This is a genomic window from Bernardetia sp. MNP-M8 (assembly GCF_037126285.1).
In the GTDB taxonomy this organism is placed as follows: Bacteria; Bacteroidota; Bacteroidia; order Cytophagales; family Bernardetiaceae; genus Bernardetia.
Map to the genome: position 1 here is coordinate 638,074 of NZ_CP147012.1, position 26,866 is coordinate 664,939.

The 26,866-nt window shown below is 31.0% G+C and carries 21 protein-coding genes and 2 tRNA genes; 12 read left to right on the forward strand and 11 right to left on the reverse strand.

All coding sequences use genetic code 11. The features are described from left to right. Positions 1–114 precede the first annotated feature (114 nt). Positions 115–1,203 carry an IS4 family transposase gene (locus tag V9L04_RS02805; protein ID WP_338792550.1) on the forward strand — a complete coding sequence of 363 codons (1,089 nt, stop codon included), beginning with the start codon at positions 115–117 and terminating at the stop codon, positions 1,201–1,203. Between the two features lie 110 nt (positions 1,204–1,313). Beyond that, entirely contained in the window at positions 1,314–2,378 is a 1,065-nt protein-coding gene (locus V9L04_RS02810) for a DUF5074 domain-containing protein (RefSeq protein WP_338792551.1), read from the forward strand. 99 nt (positions 2,379–2,477) lie between these two features. On the opposite strand, the gene V9L04_RS02815 is transcribed toward V9L04_RS02810, so the two are convergent. The 4 genes from V9L04_RS02815 to V9L04_RS02830 form a co-directional block, all read right to left on the reverse strand. Further along, positions 2,478–2,765, reverse strand: coding sequence for a hypothetical protein (locus tag V9L04_RS02815; protein WP_338792553.1), 288 nt, complete (start codon positions 2,763–2,765; stop codon positions 2,478–2,480). A gap of 143 nt (positions 2,766–2,908) precedes the next feature. Then, a complete protein-coding gene (locus V9L04_RS02820) occupies positions 2,909–3,244 on the reverse strand; it encodes a hypothetical protein (RefSeq protein ID WP_338792554.1) in 336 nt (111 codons plus the stop codon). Between the two features lie 304 nt (positions 3,245–3,548). After that, positions 3,549–3,620, reverse strand: a tRNA-Gln gene (locus tag V9L04_RS02825). 97 nt (positions 3,621–3,717) lie between these two features. After that, positions 3,718–3,789 (reverse strand) — tRNA-Gln (locus tag V9L04_RS02830). Positions 3,790–4,080: 291 nt separating this feature from the next. On the opposite strand from V9L04_RS02830, the gene V9L04_RS02835 reads away from it, so the two are divergent. The 5 genes from V9L04_RS02835 to V9L04_RS02855 all read left to right on the forward strand — a co-directional run bounded on the left by V9L04_RS02835 (position 4,081) and on the right by V9L04_RS02855 (position 12,431). Further along, positions 4,081–4,518 (forward strand): hypothetical protein, encoded by a 438-nt coding sequence (locus V9L04_RS02835; protein ID WP_338792555.1) that lies wholly within the window; start codon positions 4,081–4,083, stop codon positions 4,516–4,518. Between the two features lie 53 nt (positions 4,519–4,571). Beyond that, positions 4,572–5,567, forward strand: coding sequence for a porphobilinogen synthase (gene hemB / locus V9L04_RS02840; RefSeq protein ID WP_338792556.1), 996 nt, complete (start codon positions 4,572–4,574; stop codon positions 5,565–5,567). Between the two features lie 53 nt (positions 5,568–5,620). Then, positions 5,621–6,241: a sigma-70 family RNA polymerase sigma factor gene (locus V9L04_RS02845; protein WP_338792557.1), complete on the forward strand. Its 621-nt coding sequence runs from the start codon at positions 5,621–5,623 to the stop codon at positions 6,239–6,241. 196 nt (positions 6,242–6,437) lie between these two features. Then, positions 6,438–10,244, forward strand: coding sequence for a SpoIIE family protein phosphatase (locus V9L04_RS02850; RefSeq protein WP_338792558.1), 3,807 nt, complete (start codon positions 6,438–6,440; stop codon positions 10,242–10,244). Positions 10,245–10,466: 222 nt separating this feature from the next. After that, a complete protein-coding gene (locus V9L04_RS02855) occupies positions 10,467–12,431 on the forward strand; it encodes a PAS domain-containing protein (protein WP_338792559.1) in 1,965 nt (654 codons plus the stop codon). A 73-nt stretch (positions 12,432–12,504) separates the two neighbouring features. Here the strand turns inward: V9L04_RS02855 and V9L04_RS02860 are convergent, their stop codons facing one another. The 3 genes from V9L04_RS02860 to ftsZ form a co-directional block, all read right to left on the reverse strand. Continuing rightward, entirely contained in the window at positions 12,505–13,215 is a 711-nt protein-coding gene (locus V9L04_RS02860; protein ID WP_338792560.1) for a response regulator transcription factor, read from the reverse strand. Between the two features lie 192 nt (positions 13,216–13,407). Then, positions 13,408–14,208: a hypothetical protein gene (locus tag V9L04_RS02865; protein ID WP_338792561.1), complete on the reverse strand. Its 801-nt coding sequence runs from the start codon at positions 14,206–14,208 to the stop codon at positions 13,408–13,410. An 85-nt stretch (positions 14,209–14,293) separates the two neighbouring features. Then, complete coding sequence (ftsZ, locus tag V9L04_RS02870) at positions 14,294–15,952, reverse strand: cell division protein FtsZ (RefSeq protein ID WP_338792562.1); 1,659 nt, start codon at positions 15,950–15,952, stop codon at positions 14,294–14,296. Positions 15,953–16,479: 527 nt separating this feature from the next. Between ftsZ and V9L04_RS02875 the strand changes: the two genes are divergently transcribed. Together V9L04_RS02875 and V9L04_RS02880 are read left to right on the forward strand one after the other, a co-directional pair. Beyond that, entirely contained in the window at positions 16,480–17,337 is an 858-nt protein-coding gene (locus V9L04_RS02875) for a hypothetical protein (RefSeq protein WP_338792563.1), read from the forward strand. A gap of 90 nt (positions 17,338–17,427) precedes the next feature. Continuing rightward, positions 17,428–17,898, forward strand: coding sequence for a hypothetical protein (locus tag V9L04_RS02880; RefSeq protein ID WP_338792564.1), 471 nt, complete (start codon positions 17,428–17,430; stop codon positions 17,896–17,898). A gap of 250 nt (positions 17,899–18,148) precedes the next feature. On the opposite strand, the gene V9L04_RS02885 is transcribed toward V9L04_RS02880, so the two are convergent. Then, on the reverse strand, positions 18,149–19,981 hold the full coding sequence (locus tag V9L04_RS02885; RefSeq protein WP_338792565.1) for a DEAD/DEAH box helicase: 1,833 nt from the start codon (positions 19,979–19,981) through the stop codon (positions 18,149–18,151). An 893-nt stretch (positions 19,982–20,874) separates the two neighbouring features. On the opposite strand from V9L04_RS02885, the gene rlmD reads away from it, so the two are divergent. Further along, on the forward strand, positions 20,875–22,290 hold the full coding sequence (gene rlmD, locus V9L04_RS02890) for a 23S rRNA (uracil(1939)-C(5))-methyltransferase RlmD (protein ID WP_338792566.1): 1,416 nt from the start codon (positions 20,875–20,877) through the stop codon (positions 22,288–22,290). 194 nt (positions 22,291–22,484) lie between these two features. On the opposite strand, the gene V9L04_RS02895 is transcribed toward rlmD, so the two are convergent. Next, a complete protein-coding gene (locus V9L04_RS02895) occupies positions 22,485–23,081 on the reverse strand; it encodes a GNAT family protein (protein ID WP_338792567.1) in 597 nt (198 codons plus the stop codon). A gap of 39 nt (positions 23,082–23,120) precedes the next feature. Then, positions 23,121–24,188 (reverse strand): hypothetical protein, encoded by a 1,068-nt coding sequence (locus V9L04_RS02900; protein WP_338792568.1) that lies wholly within the window; start codon positions 24,186–24,188, stop codon positions 23,121–23,123. A gap of 84 nt (positions 24,189–24,272) precedes the next feature. Between V9L04_RS02900 and V9L04_RS02905 the strand changes: the two genes are divergently transcribed. After that, entirely contained in the window at positions 24,273–24,959 is a 687-nt protein-coding gene (locus V9L04_RS02905) for an ABC transporter ATP-binding protein (protein ID WP_338792569.1), read from the forward strand. A 54-nt stretch (positions 24,960–25,013) separates the two neighbouring features. Here V9L04_RS02905 and V9L04_RS02910 read toward each other — a convergent pair whose 3' ends face one another. Beyond that, positions 25,014–25,568 (reverse strand): DUF4199 domain-containing protein, encoded by a 555-nt coding sequence (locus V9L04_RS02910; protein ID WP_338792570.1) that lies wholly within the window; start codon positions 25,566–25,568, stop codon positions 25,014–25,016. A 173-nt stretch (positions 25,569–25,741) separates the two neighbouring features. On the opposite strand from V9L04_RS02910, the gene V9L04_RS02915 reads away from it, so the two are divergent. Continuing rightward, the gene (locus V9L04_RS02915) at positions 25,742–26,725 is read left to right on the forward strand and encodes a 2-oxoglutarate and iron-dependent oxygenase domain-containing protein (protein ID WP_338792571.1); all 984 of its coding nucleotides are present in this window, start codon (positions 25,742–25,744) and stop codon (positions 26,723–26,725) included. The last annotated feature ends 141 nt before the right edge of the window (positions 26,726–26,866 follow it).

Sequence of the window (26,866 nt, forward strand, 5' to 3'; positions counted from 1 at the left end):
TGTGATGAGTTCTTCTTTCCTAATCTCAGTCCTCTGACAAAAGATTTTGAAACGAGATAAAAAAAAGCCATAATTGAGTTTCTTACAAAATTTTCTCACAAATTTTTCTCAATTATGGCAAAAGCAAAGTATGCTTCTAGTGGCAAAGTTACAAAATTAGTTACTGTTTTATCTTCTCATTTAACAGAGTTTCATTTTGCACGAGTTCAATTTATAGGTCTTTTTGTAATAGCTGTTATAAAAGTAGGCTTAGGAGGATTGATTCAAATTGCTACAGCTTTTGAACGGAATGTAGAGTGCAGCTCCTCTTTACGTCGTATTGAACGCTTTTTAAATCACTATAACCTTGATTTTAAGGCAATTACTCGTTTAATTGTTTCTTTACAAGGTATTGATAAGTGGAAGGATATTGTTTTATGTCTTGACCGTTCCAATTGGAAAGTGGGGAAAAAAAATATAAATATTTTGTTACTTTCAGCAGCTTATAAGAATGTTTCAGTGCCTCTTATTTGGTCTGTTTTTCCAAAAAAAGGAAACTCTTCTACTGAAGAACGCATCGAATTAATAGAACGTTTTTTATCTATTTTTCCTAACCTATCTATTTCTTCTATTGTAGCAGATAGAGAGTTTGTAGGTCAAAAATGGTTTACTTATTTATCAGGAAAAAACTTTGATTTTGTAATGCGACTAAAGTCTAATTTTAAAGCGACTAGAAAAGGTAAAACAAAGTCAATTGCAGCATGGTGTAGAGGACTGGCTATTTCAGAAACGTATCATTTAGAGGGTGTTTTTATAGTCAATGGTGTAGAAGTATATTTATCTGTAAGTAGAACACAAAAAGGATATATTTATCTGGCTTCACCTGTTTTTTTAGAAAACGCTTTTGAAATTTATAAACAACGTTGGGAAATAGAGACGCTGTTTAAAGCACTAAAAACACAAGGTTTTAAGCTAGAAAATACAAAATTGACAGAACCAGAGAAAATAGCTAAATTACTTGCTCTTTGTTCTATTGCATTTGTTTGGTGTTACAAAGTAGGGGAGTGGAAACATAAAAAAATGAAAATAAGAGTCTGTTCAAATGGATATAATGAATACTCTTTTTTCCGATATGGATTACTAGAAATCAAAAAAATACTCAATAATCCAATAAGTAAAGAAACTAAATTCAATCAGAAAATTAAAGTTTTGTCAATGGAGTGAGTTTCCTAATTTATATAGTTTCAAAAAACTATTTTTATTTTCTACGGCAAGTTTTTTGTTTTTGTAGATTTGTGTTTTATTTTTCTTAAACAAATCCAAATTCTATTCTAATGAAAAATTTATTTTACTTATTCTGTCTTTCTTGTTTTTTTATACTTTCATCATGTGAAATTGATGGACAATCGCCCATTGGTATAGATGAAGGCGAACCTTCAAGAGATTACCAAAACGGCTTTTTTGTAGTCAATGAAGGAAATTATGATTGGGGGAAAGCGACTCTTACTTTTATTCATCAAGACGGAATAGACAAGGGAAGAGTGGAAAATAATATTTTTGAAAGAGTAAATAATGAGCCTTTAGGAAATGTAGGACAATCAATGACTATTCATAATGGAAAAGGATATATTGTAGTCAATAATTCTCAAAAAGTAGAAGTCGTAAATCCCACAACTTTAGATAGAATAGCAACTATAAAAAATCTTCATTCGCCTCGTCATTTTATTGGAATAAATGATTCAAAAGCGTATGTAAGCACTATTTATAGAGATTTGATTTATGTCATTAATTTACAAACTAATGAAATAACAAAAGAAATTCGTACTACAGAATGGACAGAAAAGATGGCAAAACTAGGCGATTATATTTGGGTTACTTCTCACGATGCTGATAAAGTTTGGGTGATTGATTCAAGAAACGATGAAATTATTCATACCATTGCTACACCAGCAGGTTCGAAAAGTATAGTTGCTGATGAAGCACAAAATAGAATTTGGATTTTGGCAACAGGTTCGGATACGGAGCGAGCTAGATTGATTACTTCTTCACTTTCAGATGTACGTAGTAGCGAAAGTAGAGTATTTGAAGAAGAAGAAAAACCTCAGTTTTTGAATATCTATAATAATGATTTGTACTGGATTTCTGATACTAATTTGTATCAATTATCTAGTTTTCAGATAGACTCTCGTCTTCCTCAAACTGCTTTTATTGAAGGATTAGGAACAGTAAATACACTGATTTATAATGCTGTTGTTTCTCCTAAAAATGGACGTTTACTTTTTGCTGATGCTTTAGATTACCAACAAGAAGGCTATATTTTTGAATATGATTTGCAGAGCAAAAGAGAAGTAGAACGCTATAAAGTGGGTGTTATTCCGAATGATATTTGTTTTAAGTAGTTTCATTTAAAAAGTCAAATCTATAAAAAAACTCTTCATACGAATTTTATATAATTCTAAATGAAGAGTTTTTTGTGTTTTAAAATTTTCTGTGTTATTCTAGTTTTTTCTAATTTTTTCTTTTTCGCTTTCTGTGCTTTTGTTAGCTGCCATTTCTTCGTGCAGTTTGCCTTGTATGAGTTCTTGTAAGTTGAATGGTGCAGGTTGTCTTTCTATGCTTTTTTTGATGAGCGTATGAAGTTGTTTTTCATTTTCAAAGTATTCTCGGTGCCATGTTGAGGTAGCTATAAATTTCATAAATTCAGCTTCTTCTTTATGTGAAGTTTCACCGTCTAATATTAAGTATACTGTTTCTTTGAATACTGGAAGTTTATTTAGGTTGCTCATAATAAATGTGGGATAAATGGGTTTTAAAAAATACTAATTAGTGCCTTTTTGAGAGAAATTTTTAGAAATTATTTTTTCAATCGTTGGCAAATAAAAAACCTCAACAGCTAACTCTAAAAGTTTGCTCTCAAGGCTACGAAATATCATATATAAATTTTAAAATTTCTTGGAAACAGAAAATCATCAGAACTATCTGTAAGCTGAGCAGGAAATATATTTTCTACTGCATCACTTTGTCTGTCTGTCCCACTCTTTGGGCTATTTTGTTCTTGTAGTTGTTCTTTTCCTTGAAAATTGTAAAATTGAGTTTGAAGAGTCTCTATCGAAAACAATACAAATAAAGTAGTAAATACACAATTAAATAAAAATATGCCAATCTGAAAAGCAGAATTAATAGAAGCTGAATTTGTAAAGTTTACTCTACGATTCAACTCATTATTTAATCTAAAATTCAACTTGTATATTTTATAATCAATCATATTATTAATAATCTATATTTATATAAATCAATTTGTGAAGGTTTTGTTTAGAGAGTAGTGTTTTTGAAATGTTTTTTTGATAGTTTTGGCTAAGATAACTCTTTCAAATTCAACTACTCAACCTATCTTTTTCAAAAATAATTCCTTATTTCTCAAAAATAAAGAATACTTTTTTCAAAACCTTTACTTTAACCAATAACTTGCTAAAATTTGAGTTTAAATTGTAAAAATATTTTTTACAAAAAAAAACCTTCATTTCAAGTAAATGAAATAAAGGTTATTTTTGTTGTTAACAAAATAAAAGTTGCCCCGCAAGGACTCGAACCTCAACTAACGGCACCAAAAACCGCTGTTCTGCCAATTAAACTACAGGGCAAGCTAGAAACGAAAGCTCAAATTAACTGTGATACAAAAGTATCATAAACTAAATTCTAAAACAACTATTTTTTAAAAAAAATAGTAAAAAATAAAAGTTGCCCCGCAAGGACTCGAACCTCAACTAACGGCACCAAAAACCGCTGTTCTGCCAATTAAACTACAGGGCAAGCTGAAAACTTATAACTCTTCAAAACTAAGAAGAACAAAATAAATTAAATACTTTAACTCATCTCCGTTTCAAATCGGTTACAAAAGTACGATTTTTATTTTAATATCCAAATACAAAATCATTTTTTTTCAAAAAAAATAAATAAAAACCTTATCTTCTAAAAAACTATTGTCACTTTTTGAAATTTAGAGTAGTATTTGCTTACATATCTACTCAACACCTACCCAATTAAATTAGTTTGCTTACAAAAAATATATCCTCACTGATATATCAATACTAAACCATAAACATGAATACTCTACTAGAAAAGGAATATGGAAAATTAGAATATAACGCAGAAAATCATTTTATAAAACTCACTTTGATTGGCAACATTTCTGATGAAGATTACAAATATATTTGGAATTTGAGTTTAGAAGAAGCACAAAAAGTAAATTGTGGAAACGTTCTTATTGACCAACGAAAAATTGGTTTTGTAAAAATGATGTCAAGAGCTTGGCTTATTCTCAAATGGATGCCCAAATCTAAACAGACAGCAAAAGATATAGAACAAAAACTAGCTGTTTTACCTTCCACACATATTGCATATCGAACAGGATTAACTTATTTATTAGATTCTGTTAAAAAAGTTTTGGGAAATGGCTTTAAGTTTTTTGAAAATGAAGAGGACGCAATTTCATGGCTTTCTCTAGTTAAAAAAGAACAAGAAGTTGAAAATAACGTTTAGAATGAATTAAATTAGCTTTTTATTATTGATAATTCATTTTTAATCAAAAAAATATGTCTTTCGATTTTCAATCTATGCGTTCTCGTCCTCGTCGTAATCGTCAATCTGCTGCTTTGCGTGCCATGGTAGAAGAAACTTCTCTTTCTGTTGCTGATTTTATCTTTCCTATTTTTGTCATTGAGGGAACAAACAAAAAAGAACCTATTGCTTCCATGCCTAATATTTTTCGTTATTCTTTAGACACCCTCTTAGAAGAAATTGAAGAATGTTATAATTTAGGAATTCGTGCTTTTGCTCCTTTCCCAAGTCTGACAGATGAACATAAAGATTCTTTGGCAACTTCTAGTCATAACCCTGAAAATATTTATTTGAAAACTATAACAGCCATAAAAGAGAAATTTCCAGATGTTTTTGTGATGACTGATGTAGCAATGGATCCTTACAGTAGCGACGGACACGATGGAGTTTATAAAGATGGAAAAATAATAAATGATGAAACATTAGAGATATTGGGTAAAATGGCTGTTGCACAAGCTCGTGCAGGTGCTGATTATGTTGCTCCTTCAGATATGATGGATGGACGAGTAGGATATTTGAGACACGCTTTAGATAAAGAGGGTTTTCAAGATGTGGGAATAATTGCTTATACAGCTAAGTATGCAAGTGCTTTTTATGGTCCTTTCAGAGATGCTTTAGATTCTGCACCTCGTTTTGGAGATAAAAAAACATATCAAATGAATCCTGCTAATATCCGTGAAGCTCTTTTAGAAGCTAAATTAGACATTGAAGAAGGAGCTGATATGATTATGGTTAAGCCTGCACTTTCTTATCTTGATGTTATTAGTAGAGTAAATCAAAATTCACATGTTCCAATTGTAGCTTATAATGTAAGTGGCGAATATGCGATGATAAAAGCAGGAGCTGAAAAAGGTTGGATAGATGGAGAAAAAGTTATGCTTGAAGTTTTGTTAAGTATAAAAAGAGCAGGTGCAAAGGTTATTTTGTCTTATTTTGCGAAAGAAGTTGCCCAAATTTTGTCTAAAAAGTGATTTATGAAAATCTCAACGACGATGAAACCTCGTTGATGGTTGGTAAACAAATTATGAAAAGAACTAAAAAACAGCTTGTTTATTACGACGAACAAAAACAATTATTGACAGAGTTTTGTGAAGGAAATGAAAAAGCCTTTTCAAAACTCTATCAGTATTATTATGGCTTTGTAGAAAATTATGTTTGCAAAAACAAAGGCACAACAGAAGATGCTCAAGATATTTTTCAAGAAACATTGATTGTATTTTTAGAGAAACTCAAAAAGGAAGATTTTTACCTTACAGCTTCTCTAAAAACATATATTATTGCAATTAGTAAAAATTTATGGCTCAATGTTTTACGAAAAAACAAAAAAACGACTGTTTATTCTCTTGCTAATTCTGATGAAGACGAAAGTGAGTTTAATCAAAAAGCAATAGAGACTATTTTATCAAATAGTTTTGATATAGAATTAGAAAACGAAAAGCCAATGATAGATAAACTTGGAGATTATTTTTCTCGCTTGACTTCGCATTGTCAGAATTTACTTTCCACTATCATAGAAGAAGAAAAAAGTACAGAGGAAATTCAAAAAGAATTTGGTTATACTACTCGTCATAATCTTCGCAACCAAAAACACAAATGTGTCAATCAGCTAAAAAAAGTAAAGGCTTTAGCAGAATCTAAAACCTAATTTTCAAATAAAAATGCTTATACGCAATTCTGAAACAAAAAGTTTTGAATCAAAATCATTTTTTTTTAGAAAAATGGATTCTTTCGCTTAGTTTTTGTTATCTGATTGTTTTAAAACTTATCTTGCCAAACAATTCGGAATTTTCTGTTTATTGTTATTTCAATAATTATTTCATTCTAGTTGCATCTTTAGCACAATGAATTCTAAAAATTACTTTTCTTATCTTTCTGCTCAATTTTTCACATCTCTTCGTAATTCTTTTACGCTTTTTATGTGTGCGCTTTTAGTTGTAATATCTTTAGGTTTTTGTTCTAAAGTAGAAGCACAAGCCATTCCAACAGCCGAACATTATACTATTTATGATTATCATGCACATCCTCAGAACTGGTCTGTGGTGCAAGATGACATTGGTAGAATCTATGTTGCCAATACAAAAGGAGTTTTAGAATACGATGGAAATACGTGGAGACTAATAGAGTTACCTAATTTGGCAAGTGTAACAGCTCTCACAAAAGGAGAAGATGGGAAAGTTTATATAGGAGCAACATCAGAAATAGGTTATTTAGATTCAGATTCATTAGGAAATAAAATTTATATTTCTTTGCTAGATAAAATGAATGAGCAAGACAAAAAGTTTTCTACAATATGGAAAGCCTTTTCTACCTCAGATGGAATTGTATTTCAATCTTTTGAAAAAATATTTTGGTATAAAAATGGAAAATTCAAAACGATTGCTCCTAATTCAGCTTTTCATTTAGCTTTTCAGATTAAAGAAAAAGAGAATAAAGACAGCAAATTATTTGTCAGAGAATGGGGGAAAGGGTTACATCATCTTACCTCAAAAGGATTAGAATTTATTGCAGGAAGCGAAATTTTTGCAGATGAAAAAATTTATTCTATTCTATCCAAAAAGACAGACACCTATTTTATCGTAACTGAGCAAAAAGGAATTTATACCTACACCGAGAACATAGGATTTTCATCCTTTCCAACAAAATCAGACTCTTTATTCAAAAAAAGTCAAGTATATTGTGGAATTGCTCTAGCTGATGGAAATTATGCCATCGGAACACGTTTAGCAGGAATTTTAGTCTTTGATTCCAACTTTCAATTTCTTTATAAAATCTCTTCCAAAAATGGTCTAAAAGATGATAGAGTGGCTTATCTTTACGAAGATTCAAATAAACAAGTATGGGCTGCACTCAGTAATGGTATTTCTTATATTGATGTTGCTTCTTCTTTTCGTTATTTTGATAAAAATACAGACATCAACAGAAATATTTTGAGTATTTCGCCTCCTTATAATCAAAGTCTTTATATAGGAACAGTTCAAGGAATCTTTAAGTCAAATACTGATAAAGCAGAAACAATAAAAGAATTTACTCTTTTGCCTTATTCAGAGCGAGAAACATGGAAATTAGATGTCTATAAAAATATTCTTTTAGGGGCGCAAAACCCAGGTATTGCGTGGATAGAAAAAAGAGGTGTAGAAGAACTTTTGGCAGCAAGTAATCCATTTATTCAAGATTTTGCTTTAGTAAAAAATGACACTTCACATTTAATTGCAGCTTCTGTTGAAGGTCTTTTACTTTTAAGATGGCAAAACAATCATTGGGTTTTTGTCAATAAAATTGAAGGATTTACAGGTGCAGCCACCAAAATCATTCAAGATGATAAAAATGATTTTTGGGTAAGTGATTATAATAGAGGAGTTTTCAGACTTCAATTAGATGCAGATTTTTTAACTGTTACACATTCTGAATTTTTTGGAAAACTTAATGGGCTTCCTAAAAATCAGGGAAATCACGTTTTTGAGTTAGATGGAAAAGCTATATTTGGCACACTAGAGGGAATTTATGATTTTAATGAAAATACATTTGCCGCTCATCCTGTTTTTGAAAAGCTAATAGAAAAAAAGGCAATTACTATTTTTGAAAAAGATAAAAATGATAATTTATGGATAGTAACACAAAATGAACAAAATAAATTTAGTAGTTCACAAACATTGCTGGTTCAACTAAAGAAAACAGATTCTTCTTATCAACGTTATGATGCTCCTTTTTATAAAATAAAACAAATTGTTCAGGCTGTCCGTCCAATTGATGAAAATTTGGTTTTGATTGGTACAAATGAAGGTCTAATTTCTTACGACCCTCTTAATACTATCGCAGACAAACAACCTTTTTCTGCTTTTATTACACAGATAGAACATAGTGGTTCAAAGGATTCGCTACTTTTTGCAACTGATTTTATACTTAATCAAAAAAGTAATGAGCAGAATAATTTATCAGAAACGAAAAGTATAAATTTACCTTATGAACTTAATTCCCTTCGTTTTAGCTTTGGAAGCTCATTTTTTGAGCAGCGAAGTGAAGTGTATTATCAAACAAAATTAGAGCCTCTAGATAAAAACTGGTCTGCTTGGACTACCAAAACACAAGACAAATTTACTAACCTTTCAGAAGGAGATTATATATTTCATCTTAAAGCAAAAAACTTATATGGTGTAGAAAGTGAAGAGGTAACTTTCAAGTTTACTATCAAAACACCTTGGTTTAGACATCCTTTGTTTTATCTTTTTATTGTCCTTGTAATTGGATTTTTAGTTCAGTATGGAATAAAGATTTATACAAAACGACTAAAATCTGAAAAGAATTTATTAGAAAATACGGTTAGAGAACGCACAGAAGATATGCGTCAAGCCTATTTTAATACTCGTGTATTAAGTAAATTAGGTCAAGAAATTACTTCTACCCGTTCGATTGATGAAATTACAGATATGGTTTATCAGCATGTCAGCAAACTGATGGACGCTTCTGTTTTTGCTATCGGTATTCATAACGAAGAAGATGGAACATTAGAGTTTCCTGTAGCAATAGAAAATGGAGAAAAATTACCTTTTCATTTTGAAGATTTAGATGATACAGGACGTTTTGCTGTGTGGTGTTTCCTAAATGAACAAGACCTTTTCATAAATGATAGTGAAGTAGATTATGAATTGTATATGTCGCATCGCCCCAAAACAACTGTTGGAAGGGTTGCTCCTTCTCTTATTTATCTTCCTCTCAAAATAAAGAAAAAGGTAATTGGAGTAATTACAGTACAGAGCTTTGAAAAAAATGCGTATAATGATTATCATTTAAACCTACTTCGTAGCTTAGCTGTCTATACAGGAATTGCCATTGAAAATGCAAATTCATATCATCAAATCAACGAGCAAAAAGATATTATTCAAGATAAAAACAAACAACTTATTGCTAGTATCAATTATGCAAAACGTATTCAAAATGCAATTCTTCCACCTTTAGATGCAATTCAAGAAGAATTTGAAGACACTTTTGTTTTGTTTTCACCTCGTGATATTGTGAGTGGTGATTTTTACTATTTTAATAAAATAAATGGCAAATCTATAATTAGTGCCATCGATTGTACGGGTCATGGCGTACCAGGTGCATTTATGTCAATGATAGGTTATGAACTATTAAATGAAATTATTTTAGCAAAGCATATCACAAACCCAGGTAAAATATTAGACGCTCTACATGAAGGAATTTCGAAAGGACTTAGACAAGAACAGACCTTTACACAAGATGGCATGGATATGACACTCTGCACTTGGGATAAACAAACAAATATATTGGAAATTGCTGCTGCAAGAAATCAAATGTATTTGTTCAATTCGGAAGACAAAGAAAGAGTGTTTGAAATAGAAGCTGACAGACAATCTATAGGTGGAAAAATGGATGGAGATTTTGAATTCAAATCACAACAGATTCAGATTCAGAAACACGATACTGTCTATTTACTTACTGATGGTTTCCAAGACCAGTTTGGAGGACTGCAAGATAGAAAATATTTACGTCGTCGTTTGAGAGAATTTTTGCAAAACCATCAACATCTTTCTATGACTCAGCAGCGAAGAGCATTACAGCGAGAACTTACAGAATGGAAAGGAGACAGAGATCAAGTAGATGATATTTTGATTATTGGGATACGTTTTTAGATTGATTAGTTATTTTTTTCTTACGTTGTTTGCTTTTCTAATTAATTTACTGTACTTAGTAATACACAAAATTGTAAATTTGTCTAAGTATAGATACACAAATATTTTCCTGCACTATGTCGTTGGTGGGACACTAACAACGGCAGGTTATAGCCCTTGTCAGTGTCCACACCGACGAGCATTTATTCAGAGAAAAGGAAATTAGAACTCAATGGAATAATAATGAGTAAAGCAAATAAAATAATTGATTTATTAGATTTAAAAGAGCATATATTTATAAAAATAAATAGAGAATCAGTTATTCAAAACATATTTTCTGATGAAGGAAGAATATCTTCATTTTCCAAAACTGATTTTAAGAAATTTGAGGAGTTAGGAGGTACAAAATTAGTTGATTATTTCCCCTCTGAGTTAGAACCTTATATTAATGAGTTAGTTTTCAAGACTTTTCATTCTCATATTATTTCTTCGCTTACTTTCAACCAAATTTTACATACCGAGTTGCCTTTTTCTATTAAAATGCAGGCTATGCCTTTAGAAAATTTGCAGGTAGGTATTTGGATTTCTGTTTATAAAGAAGATTATATTTCTACAGATTTTTATGAGCGACTCCCTGTGATGTTACTTTATTTGAATGATGAGGATGAAGTAATTTGGGCAAATCAGCAATTTTATAGAAAATCTAAATTTGAAGCAGCACAATTAGTTACCGAACATGTAAGAGAGTTTTTGAAAATTAATCTCAAAATTTCTCAGCGAGATGCACTAAGAACTAAAGAAACCTCTACACGAACAGAATACAATCTTTTATGTGGAGATGGAAGTAAATTGATTGTGATTGTGTCAGCTATTAATCAATATGATGAAGAAGGAAAATTTCTATGTACTTCTGTTGTTTTGAGAGATGTTACCCAAATGAAACATACACAAATCGAACTAGAGTATCAAAAATTATCCATTGATGAATCAGCTATTGTAGCTGCTGCTGACGTAAAAGGAGATATTATTTATGCCAATGATAAGTTTTGTGAAATATCGAAATATTCAAGAGCAGAACTATTAGGACAAAATCACAGAATTTTAAAATCTGACCATCATTCGGATGAGTTTTTTATTAATATGTGGCAGACTATTTCTTCTGGTAAAGTTTGGCGTGGAGAAGTTTGTAACATAAATAAAGAAGGAAATAAATATTGGGTTTATACCACAATTATTCCCTTTTTGGATGAAAAAAATAAACCTTATCGTTACCAAGCCATACGCTTTGAGATTACAGAACGGAAAAAATTAGAAGCTGAAATAATAAATTATACACAAGGACTAGAAAAATTAGTAGAGGAAAGAACCCAAGAACTGAATCAAAAATCAGAGTTATTGAAGGAAGCCTATGAAGAAACTATTCAACAAAATGAAAAATTAGAAGCAAAGAATAGATATATTCAAAAAAGTATCAATTATGCAAAGCGTATTCAAGATTCTATTTTACCAAAAGAAGAATTATTACCTAATACATTAAAAGACTACTTTATTTTTTTTCGTCCAAAAGATGTTGTAAGTGGTGATTTTTATTGGTGGTATCATAATAAAAAAGAAAACTGTTGGGTCATCAGTGCAGTAGATTGTACTGGACATGGAGTTCCAGGGGCATTTATGTCTATGATTGGAAGTACACTATTAGATGAGATTGTCAAGACAAAGCATATTACAAATCCTGCTCATATTCTTAAAGAAATGCAGGAACAAATTGCCGATATTCTTCAACAAACCATAACTCATAATAGAGATGGAATGGATATGGCTATCGTAACATTAAATAAAGAGAAACAAAAAATTTATGTTGCTGGTGCAAAAAACCCTGTTTTTATAGTACAAAATGGAAACGAATATTGGGTAAAAGGAGATAGAATGAGTATTGGTGGAAAACAACTTTTCTCTGAAGAATTTACTACTCACGAATTCGATTGGATAAGAGGAACAAAAATTTACCTTTTCTCAGATGGATACCAAGACCAATTTGGAGGAGAGAAGGGAAGTAAATTTATGCGAAAAAATTTAAGAGAACTCCTTAGTCAGAATGCACATTTGTCTATGAGAGAACAAAAACAAATTTTAGCTGATACATTAGAAAAATGGCGAAGTGGATATAACCAAATAGATGATATTTTGGTAATGGGATTTCAGTTATAAACTAAAAAAAGACTTTTCAAATAAATGAAGAGTCTTTTTTTGATTTTATATTGTTTTCTCTGATAAGAATAAATTATGAAATAGAACTCTCATCAAGTTCTACTAATTTAAATCCTGTTCCGTGAACATTCAAAATTTTGAGATGAGCATCTGCACGAAGATATTTACGTAATTTTGTTACATAAACATCCATACTACGAGCATTGAAATAATTATCGTCGCCCCAAATTTCATTTAAGGCCTTTGAGCGTTCCAAAGTTTGGTTTTTGTTCTCACAAAGCATACGTAAAAGCTCAGTTTCTTTTGAAGTGAGTTTTGTTTCTTCTCCATTGTTTGTTTTGAGAAGTTGAGCATCATAATCAAAAAGAAGTTCACCAATATTGAATTTACGAAGTGCTGGAGAGCTATCTGCAACAATAGTACGACGCAAAATAGCCTGTACACGAAGAAGTAATTCTTCCATCGAAAATGGCTTTGTCATATAATCATCTGCTCCAATTTGAAGTCCTTCTATACGGTCTTCTTTCATTCCTTTTGCAGTCAAGAATACAATAGGTGTATGCTTATCTATTTTTCTAATTTCTTTAGCTGCCGTAAAGCCATCTATATTTGGCATCATTACGTCTAAGATACAGATGTCAAAAACGTTATCTTCTTTAAAAAATGCGTCTAATGCTTCTTTTCCATCTCTGGCAAGTGTAACACCAAATCCTTTGATTTCTAAATACTCGCTTAAAATTTGACCTAAATTATGGTCGTCTTCGGCTAACAATATATTGTGCATAAATGTAATTTTAGGGTTTTAATGATGTTGATTTAACATTTAAACGAGAGAAATGTTAAAATCGCTGCATTTTGAGTGTTAAAAATTCTTAGAACTCAGTAAAATGTTCTATAATGAATGTGAAGTTAGAAAAATAGTCCTCGTTTAAGAGCAGAGAAGATAGTTTTCAAACTTATTTTTAAAATCATTTTTCTAAAATCTAAATTCTGATTTTGTATTATTCAATTCTTCGATTTCCTTATCACCTTCAAACTTTTTGAGATAATTGCCATCTTCAGGTAAATCAAAAGGATTATAACCTAAAAAATAGAGTTTTTTTTGTGCTATTTTTTTTGCTATTTTATCTATTCTGTATGGAGTTCCTTCAATAAAATCATCTTCTTGAGTAGCTGCAAAAGCCATTAATTCTCTTTCATAACTCCGAACATATTTAACTACTGTAATATAATCTTCTTTTGTAATTTTTTCCATTGATTTGAGAGTAGGAAAAACTGTTTTTGTATATTCTTCTGAAAAGAAAAGTTCTTGATTTATATTCTGAAATTTAGCCTTTTTAAGGGCATTTTTACTTTGCTCTATAGTTTCAAATCCACCACTTATATCTGAAAAAATGGTCATTATTCCTTTTACTTCTGTTTGAGTGAATAAAAGAAAGTTATATTGAGTTTCTCCATTTTGTTGCCTAGAAGCAATCATAGAAATTATATTTTGATTTTCTTCACTTTTGAGTATTTTTTTTTCTATTATTTTTATTGAGTCTTTTATCCTGAATCTTACTGTATTTCTATCTTTAAATTTTTCAATATCTACTATTCCTTCAGAAATAAATAATTTCTCATCTATGCGAACTCTAGTATTCCCATTGGGTTTTTCTGGATACCATACTCCTAGAATATCTATATCTTTTTTACTTTTATTATTTTTAATACAAGTACAAGACGAGAAGTTTAAGAAGAGAATTATATAAAAGCATAAGCAAATAAAATTTTTCATAAAGTAAAATAATTGATAAATAAGGATTTTTTACATAAAAAAACGCCTTATTTTTTTCAAAAAAGGCGTTTTGTGTTTTTTAGAATTAATCCACATTATCGTGTAAAAAACGATTTCCTCCCAAAAGCTCATTATCTTCATCTACTTTATAACGAGAACTAGAAGATTCTGATGAATGAGGCATTTCTTTGAGTTTAATATTTCTACGAAGATAAGCAGGAACATCTCTACGTTCTTGTAATTCTTCATCACTCAAATCAGAAAGACTTTTGGTAGGAACAGAAACTGGACGTTGTTGTTCAACTCTTTTCTCTGCTACTTGATTTTGAGTAACTGTATTTTGAGAAGCATAATTTCCATTACTCTGATTTGAATCAGAAGATGAATTTGTATTTTGCTGATTCGTATTCTGCTGACTACTAGAGTTTTGAGAATGCTGATTCATATAACCATAAGCACTTACGGCAGGCGTATTTTGTGGTGCTTGATTAGTTATTTTTTTTTTTGAATCGTCTTCATTAAAATAATCATCTTCCAAACTAAAAATTATTTTATCATTCTTCTTAGGCTCTGTATAAACAGGTTTAGTTTCTTCAACAGGCTGCTTTTGAATTGGTGTTTCTACTCGGTTTTGTTGAACTGTTTCTTGTTTTTCCCTTTCTTCAAAAAAATCTTTTTTCTCGTAGTCTTTTACTTCGATTCTATTTTTAATTCTTTTGTTACTTGTAAGGTCATATACTTTACGTTCAGGTCTTTCTGGTGGCAAATCTTCTGAATGCTCAAAACCAGTAGCAATGATAGTAACGCTGATACTGTCTCCAAGGGTTTCGTCAGTTGCTTGACCAAAGATAATCTCTGCATCGTCGCCAGCTTGTTCTTGTACGTAATCAGTAACTTCTTCAAGTTCATCCATTTGGAATTCTTCTTCATTTCCAATAACAATAGAAAGCAAGATATATTTTGCCCCAAAAATATTGGTATTATTAAGAAGAGGAGAAGAAATAGCTCCTTCAGCTGCACGTCTTGCTCTGTTTTCCCCTTCAGCAGTAGATGAACCCATAACAGCAGCACCTGCACCCTGCATAACAGTACGAACATCTTCAAAATCGACGTTGATTGTACCTGAAACAGTAATAATTTCAGCAATAGATTTTGCTCCTTTCAAGAGAACATTATCAGCCTGACGGAATGCTTCACGCATAGAAGCCTTTCCATATACATCTCTCAAACGATCGTTTAAGATCACTAATACAGTATCACAATGTTCACGAAGTGCATTTACACCTTCTTGCGCTCTTACTCGCTTAGGTCTGCCTTCAAAGCTAAATGGAGCAGTTACAATTCCGACAGTCAAGACACCCAAACTTTGAGCAATTTCGGCAATTACTGGAGCTGCACCTGTACCTGTACCACCACCCATTCCAGCAGTAATAAAAAGCATTTTGGTATTATCTCCTAATATTGTTTTTATATCTTCTTTACTTTCAAGAGCAGCACTTCTACCACGTTCAGGATTTGCTCCTGCGCCTAGTCCTTGTGTAAGTGTTTTTCCTATCTGTACTTTGTTTGGAACAGGACTCAAATCAAGTGCTTGTATATCTGTATTACAGATATAAAAATCTACTCCTTTTATTCCATGCAAATACATATGTGCAACAGCGTTGCCACCACCACCACCAACACCAATTACTTTGATGATTGAAGGTTCTGTTCCGAAATTATAATTTGTAACGTCTGACATCATTGAATGATTATTTCAAGGTTTTTGGTCTTGTTTTATATTTTAATTTCTATCAAAATTAATTTAACTCTAAAAAATGTGTATTTACATTCTAATAATACAATACAGTATAGAAATTAATTTGAATAGATTATTTGTAATCTTAATTTATTTAGTATCAACTACCAAAAGTTTATTTTAGTTTGTTGTGATTCTTTTTTATGGCTCTTTGTTCTTTTGGATTTACTTTGTTTAACTCATTTTTATACTTTTGAGTTAATCATGTACAAAGAAACAAAAATTGTTTGATTAAGCTACGATAAGTTAAGCTAAATTATTTCAAATATGCAAAAAATAATTAAAAAATCTAAGATTTTGTGTATTTAATTTTAGAATACTACAATCTCATCCCTTTTCTATAAAAAAAATGACGTTTCTTAAGGTGTTTTTTTGCTCTCAAAATAGAAAATAGAACTGTCGTTAAATATACAAAATTGATTAGATTTAATTAGGTTTGCACTAAAAATATCACGATATAAATTAAATAAATTATGAAATCAACTGCTTTTAGGAACTTAGTTTTGGGGTTTTATGCTTGTGTGGGTTGTTTGTTATTTTATATTGTTGATTTTACAGTAAAACGACAAATCAAAAACTTAAATATAAATTTGATTAGTATAGATTTTTCTCAACACGAAATGCTATCATTTTTTACTCTACTTCCTTTTTTTGTAGGTGTTTTGATAAGCATTTTTTATAAAAGAGCAATAATAATAAATGCTTTTTATTTCATTATCTTATTTTCTATTTGTGTGGTTTTGAAAACAAACTGGCTTAGCACAGATTCTATTGTAACTCTCACTCTGTTTTTTACTATTTTTGTTTTCCTTATTTCTTTCAGTCAGCATTCCAGTTTTTCTGAACCTCGTTTATTGATACAGAATAATGACACTATTTTAGACAAATTTGAAGAAAACAATCAAGACAAAACAGAAGAAAAACCTTATTTTTTAAGAATACATAGAATCTTTTCATTTGCTTTTATAAGTATAGGAATAGGAATTATTACTCTTTCCACTCAAACAGGAGGTCATATTTCAGTTAGTGAAGGACTAGGACTTACTTTTTTGGGTTTTATACTACTTGGAGTTGCTGGTCTTTTATGGAAATTTCCTAGAGTAATGAGTTGGATTGTAGCTTTAGTTTGTTTGGGTTGTTTTATTTTTGGAGAAATACTTTTTTTTGAAGTAAATGTAGGCGATATGATACAAAATCAAAAAAAGGGAATGGAGTTAAGCCTGATAAAAATAATCTCTGTACCATTATTCGGCTTTAGTTTTCTATTTCTAGCTCTGATAGCAATTTCAAAAACAGCAAGAGAAGAATGGAAGATGAACTCTAAAAAATAAATAATGTGTATAACTCTATTTTATGAAAAAATTAGCATATAATTTGAGTAAAAAAACAAGGTGCTTTAATCTTTTAATTTTATTAAATTTATGTCAAAAAACGTTTTTTCTACGGCTGTATTTTTTATACTTTCTCTGTTTGTTTTTGGTGTTGCACAAGCACAAACTGATTACACTTGGGAAAGTTATGGTCTTTCTTTCACTGTTCCTGCTGGTTTTTCAGAAACTGCAAACACAGATGAAAAATTTGAAGGAAAATCTGATAACGCTCAAATTCATCTTTTTGGAATTTATCCAATTAATGATGCAAGTCTTACAGAAGACAACTTGAAAGAAGCTCTTATCGAAATGGCTGCTGCATCTGGAATGGATGTGGAAGATGCTGATGCGATTGAGTTCAATGGTTTTTCTGGTTTGTATGCAGAAGGTGAAATTGAAGGAGTGCCTACTTTTTTTGCTTGTATGTTAGATCCAAATGGCGAACTTAACTTTATTGTTACGATTGTTCATAATAATGCTGATGCAGCTCTCAATATTATGAAAAGTATTCAAGCTGAATAATTAGCCAAAGTCTATTCTATATTGAAAAAAACTTCAAATAAGTGATACAAAAAAATGTATCACTTATTTTTTTGCTTTACATTTAAAAAACAAAAAATCCATTTCCCTAAAAATAAATTTAGAAAAATGGATTTTTAAATATAGTATCTAAAGGAATAAGAATTAAATAAACTGCTACTTTTTATTTGTTAATTAATTAATAATTAGCAAGTTAAAACTGTAATTCGTAATTTTTAATTCGTAATTGTTACTAAGCTTTTTCAAACTCTACTTTTTTACCTTTGATTTTAGATTTGTTCATTACTCTGATGATGTTATCAACGTCAGATTGTGGTACTTCTACAAAAGATTCTTTTTCATTTACACGAATAGCACCGATTTTGTCACCACGCATTCCTGTTTCTCCTGCAATTGCTCCTAAGATATCGCCTTTACGTACATTTTCAGTTGCACCCAAGTCAATACGTAAACGAACCATATCAGCACGGTCGCCACGGTCTTTGTAAGAAGGACGGCTTCCTCTATCGTTACGGTCACGACTTCCACCTCTGTCATCACGACGAGAAGAATTGCGACTTCCTCTATCACGTCCACCACCTCTACGGTCGTTACGTCCACCTCTATCACGTCCACCTCTGTCATTTCTTCCACCACGTCCATCTCTTCTTCTGTCTCCACTGTCAAAAATATCAGCTTCTGAAAGACGGTCAGTAGGTTTATTTGAAATTTGAAGACTCAAAACAGCAGCAGCTACTTGTTTTGGAGTGATTCCTTCTATTTCTAGCATCTCAATAAGAGCAGTAAAGCCTTCTAATTCTTCAGCTTTTTTCTCATCATTGATAGTTGCTTTCAAGTTTTCCATAAAACGTAATTGCTTCTTAGCCAAAACTTCTTGTTGAGTAGGAATTGTTCCTTGAGAAATTTTAGACTTAGAATAACGCTCAATATCATTCAAACGATATACTTCTCTACGACCAGAAATAAATGTAATCGAAACACCTTTATTTCCTGCACGACCTGTACGACCAATACGGTGAACATAATACTCAGGGTCTAAAGGCACATCATAATTAATAACTGCCTCTACATTATCAACATCAATTCCACGAGCAGCTACATCTGTTGCTACCAAAATCTGAACACGACCATGACGAAATTTATTCATTACCAAGTTACGTTGGTGTTGAGCTAAATCTCCGTGTAATGCCTCTGCTGCATATCCTTTTTGAATAAGTGTTTCAGCTACTTCATCTGTTCTCTGTTTTGTGTTACAGAAAATAAGCATTGATTCCCAACCATTGTAAGCCAACAAACGAACTAAAACATCAGTTTTATAATTCGGATTAATTGGTAAGAATGATTGTTCGATATTATCACTTGTCAATTCTTTGCTAATTACCTTTACAATTTCTGGATTGTTTTGGTATTTTTTAGCAATTTGAAGAATTGGTTTTGGCATTGTAGCAGAAAACAAAACTGTTTGGTGTTCAGTTGTGATTTGCTCTAAAATCAATTCAATATCTTCTTTGAATCCCATATTAAGCATCTCATCAGCTTCATCCAAAATTATGTTTGTAATTTCTTCTAGCTTTAAAGTTCCTCTTTTGATATGGTCAATTGTACGACCTGGAGTTCCTACTACGATTTGAACACCTCTTTTAAGATTACGAATTTGTTTTTCAATAGATTCGCCTCCATAAATAGCTGTTACAAAAATATCTTTACGGTATTTTGCTAATTTTTCTAATTCTCCTGCTACCTGAACAGCAAGTTCACGAGTAGGACATAAAATAATTCCTTTTGGTAATCTTGAATTTCTATCAAATTCGCTGTTTTCATTTGCTTTGATGATTCTTTCAATAAGAGGAATACCAAATGCAGCTGTTTTACCTGTTCCTGTTTGTGCTTGTCCAATTACATCTCTTCCTTCCAATAAATGAGGAATTGCTTCTGCTTGAATAGGTGATGGAGATTCAAATCCCATAGATTCAACAGCACGTTTTACTTCGTCAGACAAATTCATGTCTGTAAATTTCAATGTTACTTCTGTTGATTCAACTGTTTTTTCTGTTGTCTTTTCCATATAGAAAATATAATAAATTATATGTATAAAATAATTTTTAGAAAGCAACTTAAAAAAACGATAAGCAGACGGTCAGAGTGTGTATCAATTTGGATAAACAAAGGCTATTTGCACAACTAATCTAATAAAAAATAAAAAGCATTGAATAAAAACTACATAGTATGTATGCAGAATTTTATTTCAAATTTATTATAGTCTATTTTTTAGTAAATTAAACAAATACGGTATTGTATCAAGTGTTGATAAGAGCAAAAAGACGAAACCTAGATGACTTTGAGGTTTGTGCTAAGTGAGAAGCTTTTGTGGGAGGCGTTGAACGGTTTATTTTGTGATTTGAAAATCAGCCTAATTATTTACTAATTAAATTAATTTTCGCAACGCAAGCTAACTCAACAAAGACTTCTTGTGTAGTGAACAGAAAAGAGGTACATAAACAAATTAGAATTAATTCTGATTTTTTGATATGTACTTTTAAATCAAAGTTTTCTATATTTCAATAGTTAAGTTTCAAACTTTAATAATTGTATTATAAATCTTATAATATTTTTTATTAATTAAAACTTAATTAAACGCAGTAGCTTAGGCTTTTTCCTATGGCTTTCTTTAACGAGTTGCAAAGGTAAGAATTATTTTTTTACCAACCTAATTTTTTGAGATTATTTCTAGTTATTATTTTGAGAATTTATTTTTTATTGGTGTCATAAGACTAACAAAGCTAAGAAGGAAGTAGGCTGAGTAAAATAAATTGTTTCTTGTCTTTTTGAATGAAAAACTTTAATACAGCTATTTTATTTTTCCTAACTTTGTACATTGAAATTAAAAACAATCAAAATAGCAAAAATATACTGTGAGCTTTGATGCAATACAAGTAAAATATTATCAGAATAGTAAATATGGGAAGAAGAAAAAATAAAAATCGAATTATAGAAAACGTTGTCATTCTTGATGCAGGAGCAGAAGGAAAATGTATTGCAAGACCAGAAGAAGCAGAAGGAAGAGTTGTTTTTGTTACAGGAGTAGTTCCTAAAGATGTGGTCGATTTACGAATCACAAAGCAACGAAAAAGTTATTGGGAAGGCACAGTTGTAAAATTTCATTCTTATTCTGATGAAAGAGTAGAACCTTTTTGTCAGCACTTTGGGATTTGTGGAGGTTGTAAATGGCAACATTTGAGCTATGAAAGACAGCTTTTTTATAAAGAAAAGCAAGTAAAAGATAATTTAGAACGTCTTGCAAAAATCGAATTACCAAAAATAACACCTATTCTAGCATCAGAAAACACTAGGTTTTATAGAAATAAATTAGAATTTACATTTTCTTCTCGTCGTTGGCTTACCAGCGAACAAATAGCAACAGGACAAGATTTTGATAATCGTGCTTTGGGTTTTCATATTCCAGGGCGTTATGACAAACTTGTAGATCTGAACGAATGTTATCTACAAGCCGAGCCTTCAAATTCTATTCGTTTGGCAGTCAATAAATATGCTAGAGAACATGATTTAGAATTTTATAATGTAATGGCTTTTGAAGGTCTGTTGAGAAATTTGATGATTCGAAATTCTCAGACAACATCAGATTTGATGGTTATGTTACAGGTTACAGCATTTAATGAAGAGGTAGAAAAGTTAATGCAATTTATAAAGACCTCTTTTCCTGAGATTACATCTTTACAATATGTTGTAAACACAAAGAGGAATGATACTTTCCAAGATTTGGATATTGTTTGTTTTGCTGGAAAAGATTATATTACTGAAACGATGGAAGGATTAGAATTCAGAATTCAAGCTAAATCATTCTATCAAACTAACTCTATTCAAGCGTATAATTTATACAAAATTACTAGAGATTTTGCACAGCTTACAGGCGATGAAGTCGTTTATGACCTTTATACAGGAACAGGAACAATAGCAAACTTTGTAGCCAAACAAGCCAAACAAGTAATTGGAGTAGAATATATCGAACCAGCCATTGAAGATGCAAAAATCAATTCTAAATTAAATGGAATTGATAATACACTTTTTTATGCAGGCGACATGAAAGATGTTTTGAATGAAGAGTTTTTGAATAAACACGCTCGTCCAGATGTAATTTTGACCGACCCACCACGAGCAGGAATGCACCCAGATGTAATCAATATGCTTTTGAGAATTGGAGCAAAACGCATTGTTTATGTGAGTTGTAATCCAGCTACACAAGCACGAGATTTGCAGCTTTTGGATGAAAAATATGCTGTAAAAGCCATTCAACCTGTTGATATGTTTCCACAGACACATCATGTGGAAAATGTGGTTTTGTTGGAATTGAAGTAAATAAGTCCTTGAACAGAATTAAATATAAGTAATAAATGATTAGCGAGTGATTTATATGATTACTATGATAATTACAGGATAATACAAAATCATATAAATCATTTACCAATAAGTTACTGTATTTTTAGTTATATTTAATTCTACTCATTTACTTATAATAACAGCATGTCTAGTTAGAGTTTAGATTCTAATTGTTACCTTTTCCTACTCATCTCAAAGTCCAATAGTTTTTTCACACCTTGCCATTCAATATTGATAATCGAAAAAACAACTGTATCTCTCAACGTTCCATTTGAAGCAATTTGATGATTTCTCAAAATGCCATCTTGTTTTGCGCCTAGTCTTGCTATTGCTTTTCTTGATGCTTGGTTGTGCCAACTTGTGCGAAACTCCACAGCAATACATTCTAATTTTTCAAAAGCATATTGCAACAATAAATATTTGCATTCGGTATTTATTCCTGTTCTTTGATAGCTTTTTGAGTACCACGTATAACCAATTTCTACTCTTTTATTAGATTCTACAACATTACAAAAACGAGTAGAGCCAATTATTTTCCCTGTTTTTTTGTCAATAATAGCAAAAGGCAAAGCTCTATTTGCTTCTTGTTCTGAAAAAGCAAAATCTAAATAAATATCCATTTTTTCTTGAGAAGGAACAGAAGTAAACCACAAGTTCCATAACTCTCCATCAGATGTAGCCTCTAAAAGTTCTTTTTTATGAGAACGTGAAAGAGGAATTAGTTGCACTAAATTTCCTTCTAAAGTAACAGGAGAAAGCCATTTTTTCATTTTAGTAATTTTGTATGATTGATGATTTACAGGAACAAATTAGTCTATTTCTATTTCTTGCAAATATAATTCAGATAGAGAATCTTGTTTTATTTCAGCATCTAGTTGATTGAAAATTTCATTGTAAATTGAGTTAGGATATTTAGTTAATGCTATCCAAATGTATTTTTTATGATACTCACTTGCACTATTTGTAGCTTTTGTAAGCGTTTTTTTCAATAAATAAATAGATTCTTGATTTTGATATTGAACAATCGCTTTATACAAAACTCTGTATGTAGTATAACTAAAATCTGTTCTTTTTTTTATTTCTTCATCATGATAAGATTCTAAAAGAGGAAAAAATTCAGTATCTGGAAAATGTATTACACAACGAATACCAAAATACCTTGTTTGTTCATTATTGATAAGACTTTTTATAAGTTCTTTGTCTTGGTCTTGTTTATATTTTGATAAAGCTAAAACAGCAATAGGATTTCTTTCTACTATAGCAATTTCTCTTATTCTTTCATAATCTGTTTCATTAGGTTCTATTTGAATAAGCAATTCGTTTTTATAGCTCATTTGGTATTTTTTGTCATATAAAGCAATTTTCTTTAGAGAATCTACTTCATTTTCTTTAATTCGCTTACTAGCAATAGAATTTTCTACAAAAAAATTTCCTATTCTATCTCTATAAATTATGCAACCCTCCTGCATAGTAACCAAATTAGTATCATAATAATGTTTTTTTAGGATAGGATAAACATCAAGCTCTTTTCTCTCTAACAAGCATAAAAAAGTATAACCTTTAACACTTGAGTTTGGATAATCCATAAGCAAAATTAATTCTTCACTACTTGCTTGTTTTTTCAACTCTTCAAAATTTTTCCATTGTTCCGAAGGTATTGCACTATATGAAATATGAGAGCTTGTAATTATATTATATGCTGTCATTTTTTGTACAATCAATCTAGTAGATTCTGATAATTTATTATCAATTAGATTTTTTATTTCTAATTCCCAAACTGATAAAGGTCTTTTTATTTCGTGAGGTAAAGGAGGTGGCGAAGATGATTTACAGCTAAAAATCAAAAAGAAAAAAAAGAAGTATATTATTTTGTTCATGAATTAAAGAGTATTTTTGTGAGCAGCTAATTTACAATTAAAAAACATAAATTAGAACTATCACATTACAAGATAAAAACAAAAATGCTCGCTCTCCAAACCCAAAATCTCAATAAAATATTCAATAAAGGAAAAAGCAATGAATTTGTCGCTTTGTCTGATATTTCTTTGTCTATAAAAAAAGGAAGTTGTACGCTTTTGAAAGGCTCATCAGGTTCTGGAAAAACTACTCTGATTAGTATTTTGGCTGGACTTACAAAACCGACTTCGGGGAGTTATATTTGTTTGGAAGAAAATGTTTCGCACTGGTCAGAGAAATTTTTGACACAGTTTAGAAGAGAACATATAGGAATCGTATTCCAACATTTCAATCTTATTCAAGGACTTAGCGTTGAGCAAAATATTATCCTTCCTCTGCTTCCTTTAAATTATTCTTCCAAAAAAATGGAAACAATGAGTAAAGAAGCTGCTACTTTAGCTCAAATTTCGCATAAATTAAATCAAAAAATAGATATTCTTTCAGGTGGCGAACTCCAACGCACAGCAATTGCAAGGGCATTAATACGAAAACCTGCCATTCTTTTTGCTGACGAACCAACTTCCCATTTAGACAGAAAAAATGCCATAGAAGTTTTTGAGGTTTTTGAAAAACTAAAAGCAAACGGACAAACAATAATTCTAACCACTCATGACGAATGGCTAAAAAATCATCCAATTATTGATAATGTAATACAGTTAAATGATGGAAAACTCTTAAATGGTGAATTGTAAATTATAAGTGATAAATGAATACATAATTCTTTAAATAGTACCATTCACAATTAATCATTTACCATTCACAATTTCATTCTCTGGTTTTCTCTTCATCATAAAAAGACCAGCTACCATTACAATTACAAAACCAATAGTTCCCATTTTGAAGAATTTATCTATTGCCATTACAGCAGGTGTAATTCGCTCATTCTTTTTTGAGGCTTCTAAAAGCAACCCACTTAATTCTTCTGATTCTTCCATGTGCGCTTTTGCTCCTTCTTTTAGAGCTATATTATAAGCATCTACTTCAATTTGATGTTTTTCTAAAGCCTCAGGAATAGTACGAAGAAAACCATATAAAAGTCCACAATACAAAACAATAGCTACAAAATTAGCCAAAAGACCAAAACTAATTGCTCGCCAGCCTTCTAAATAGCCTTTCATAATTTCTCTTCTGTAACGAAACATCCCCCACACTAGAAGTCCAAAGTAAATCGGCATAAACATAAACTCAGCTTCTCTAAATGGATTTTTGCCAAGCAAATGAAGAGTAACATTAAGTAAAAGCACGCCAACAGCCATTGTTGCAGCCGTTAAAAAAGCATATTTCCAAAAAGGATTTTTCATTTTTTATATAAATACGGATGATAGATTCTGATAGAAGTTGCAAAAATACGCATCCTTTAGTTGGTTTCCTTATTTATTGAAATGTTTTTTATATTTTTTCAATTTTGAAAATGCACAAAGATTTCATTATTTTACTAAAAATTTCCTTTTAAATCAATAAATAAAAAAATACTATGAGCGATATTTTATATGATGAAGTTCCGTCGGTAGATTTGGCAGACTTTAGAGCAGGTGGAGAGCGCAAAGCAAAATTTGTACAAGAACTTGGCAAAGCGTGGGAAAATATTGGTTTTGTAGCTGTCAAAAATCACGGTTTGGCAGATGACGATAGAGATAAATTGTACAGTTCGGTACAAGATTTTTTCCAGTTAGAAGAAGATACCAAACGCAAATACGAAAACTTGGCTCTTGCAGGTCAGCGTGGTTATATCAGCAAAGGAAGAGAAACGGCTAAGGGTTTCAAAACGCCTGACTTGAAAGAATTTTATCACGTCGGACAAATTTTTGAGGAAAAAGACAAAGCTACTGATTCGGCTTTGATGGAATATCCTGATAATATTTTTCCAAATGAAACTCCTGAGTTTGAAAAATATACAACTCACGCCTATCAAACTTTAGAAAATTCGGGTAAAGAACTTTTACAAGCTGCTGCTTTGTATTTGGGTTTAGAAGAACATTATTTTGATAATAAAATTCATAATGGAAATAGTATTTTGAGAGCAATCCATTATTTTCCAATTCCGAATCCAGAAGAATTAGCTCCTGATGCTGTTCGTGCTGCTGCTCATGGCGACATCAATTTGATTACGCTGCTGATGGGTGCAAGTGCTGACGGTTTGCAGGTTTTGCGTCGTGATGACAAATGGATTCCGATTACTGCGCTTCCTGAGCAAGTAGTTGTAAATGTTGGCGATATGCTTTCTCGTTTGACAAACAACAAACTAAAATCTACGATTCACAGAGTAGTTAATCCTCCAAAAGACAAAATGAATACTTCTCGTTATTCGATTCCGTTTTTTATGCACCCACGTTCGGAAATGGATTTGAGTTGTTTGGATAACTGTGTTGATGCACAAAACCCAAAACAGTTTGAAGACATCACAGCAGGAGAGTTTTTGAATGAGCGTTTGATAGAATTAGGTTTGAAAAAAGCGTAATTTTTTGCATTGTGAATGATGAATGGTAAATGAAATGCAACTACATAAAATTTCATTTGCCATTTATTACAAACTCTGTCATAAACGAAACCTTTGTAAAAATAATTGAACGCAGTCGCATTTATTAATAAGTTAGCAACT

Coding starts and splice junctions, on each gene's coding strand:
- V9L04_RS02805 (WP_338792550.1), top strand. CDS start 115: ATGGCAAAAGCAAAGTATGCTTCTAGTGGCAAAGTTACAAAATTAGTT.
- V9L04_RS02810 (WP_338792551.1), top strand. CDS start 1,314: ATGAAAAATTTATTTTACTTATTCTGTCTTTCTTGTTTTTTTATACTT.
- V9L04_RS02815 (WP_338792553.1), bottom strand. CDS start 2,765: ATGAGCAACCTAAATAAACTTCCAGTATTCAAAGAAACAGTATACTTA.
- V9L04_RS02820 (WP_338792554.1), bottom strand. CDS start 3,244: ATGATTGATTATAAAATATACAAGTTGAATTTTAGATTAAATAATGAG.
- V9L04_RS02835 (WP_338792555.1), top strand. CDS start 4,081: ATGAATACTCTACTAGAAAAGGAATATGGAAAATTAGAATATAACGCA.
- hemB (WP_338792556.1), top strand. CDS start 4,572: ATGTCTTTCGATTTTCAATCTATGCGTTCTCGTCCTCGTCGTAATCGT.
- V9L04_RS02845 (WP_338792557.1), top strand. CDS start 5,621: ATGAAAAGAACTAAAAAACAGCTTGTTTATTACGACGAACAAAAACAA.
- V9L04_RS02850 (WP_338792558.1), top strand. CDS start 6,438: ATGAATTCTAAAAATTACTTTTCTTATCTTTCTGCTCAATTTTTCACA.
- V9L04_RS02855 (WP_338792559.1), top strand. CDS start 10,467: ATGAGTAAAGCAAATAAAATAATTGATTTATTAGATTTAAAAGAGCAT.
- V9L04_RS02860 (WP_338792560.1), bottom strand. CDS start 13,215: ATGCACAATATATTGTTAGCCGAAGACGACCATAATTTAGGTCAAATT.
- V9L04_RS02865 (WP_338792561.1), bottom strand. CDS start 14,208: ATGAAAAATTTTATTTGCTTATGCTTTTATATAATTCTCTTCTTAAAC.
- ftsZ (WP_338792562.1), bottom strand. CDS start 15,952: ATGATGTCAGACGTTACAAATTATAATTTCGGAACAGAACCTTCAATC.
- V9L04_RS02875 (WP_338792563.1), top strand. CDS start 16,480: ATGAAATCAACTGCTTTTAGGAACTTAGTTTTGGGGTTTTATGCTTGT.
- V9L04_RS02880 (WP_338792564.1), top strand. CDS start 17,428: ATGTCAAAAAACGTTTTTTCTACGGCTGTATTTTTTATACTTTCTCTG.
- V9L04_RS02885 (WP_338792565.1), bottom strand. CDS start 19,981: ATGGAAAAGACAACAGAAAAAACAGTTGAATCAACAGAAGTAACATTG.
- rlmD (WP_338792566.1), top strand. CDS start 20,875: ATGGGAAGAAGAAAAAATAAAAATCGAATTATAGAAAACGTTGTCATT.
- V9L04_RS02895 (WP_338792567.1), bottom strand. CDS start 23,081: ATGAAAAAATGGCTTTCTCCTGTTACTTTAGAAGGAAATTTAGTGCAA.
- V9L04_RS02900 (WP_338792568.1), bottom strand. CDS start 24,188: ATGAACAAAATAATATACTTCTTTTTTTTCTTTTTGATTTTTAGCTGT.
- V9L04_RS02905 (WP_338792569.1), top strand. CDS start 24,273: ATGCTCGCTCTCCAAACCCAAAATCTCAATAAAATATTCAATAAAGGA.
- V9L04_RS02910 (WP_338792570.1), bottom strand. CDS start 25,568: ATGAAAAATCCTTTTTGGAAATATGCTTTTTTAACGGCTGCAACAATG.
- V9L04_RS02915 (WP_338792571.1), top strand. CDS start 25,742: ATGAGCGATATTTTATATGATGAAGTTCCGTCGGTAGATTTGGCAGAC.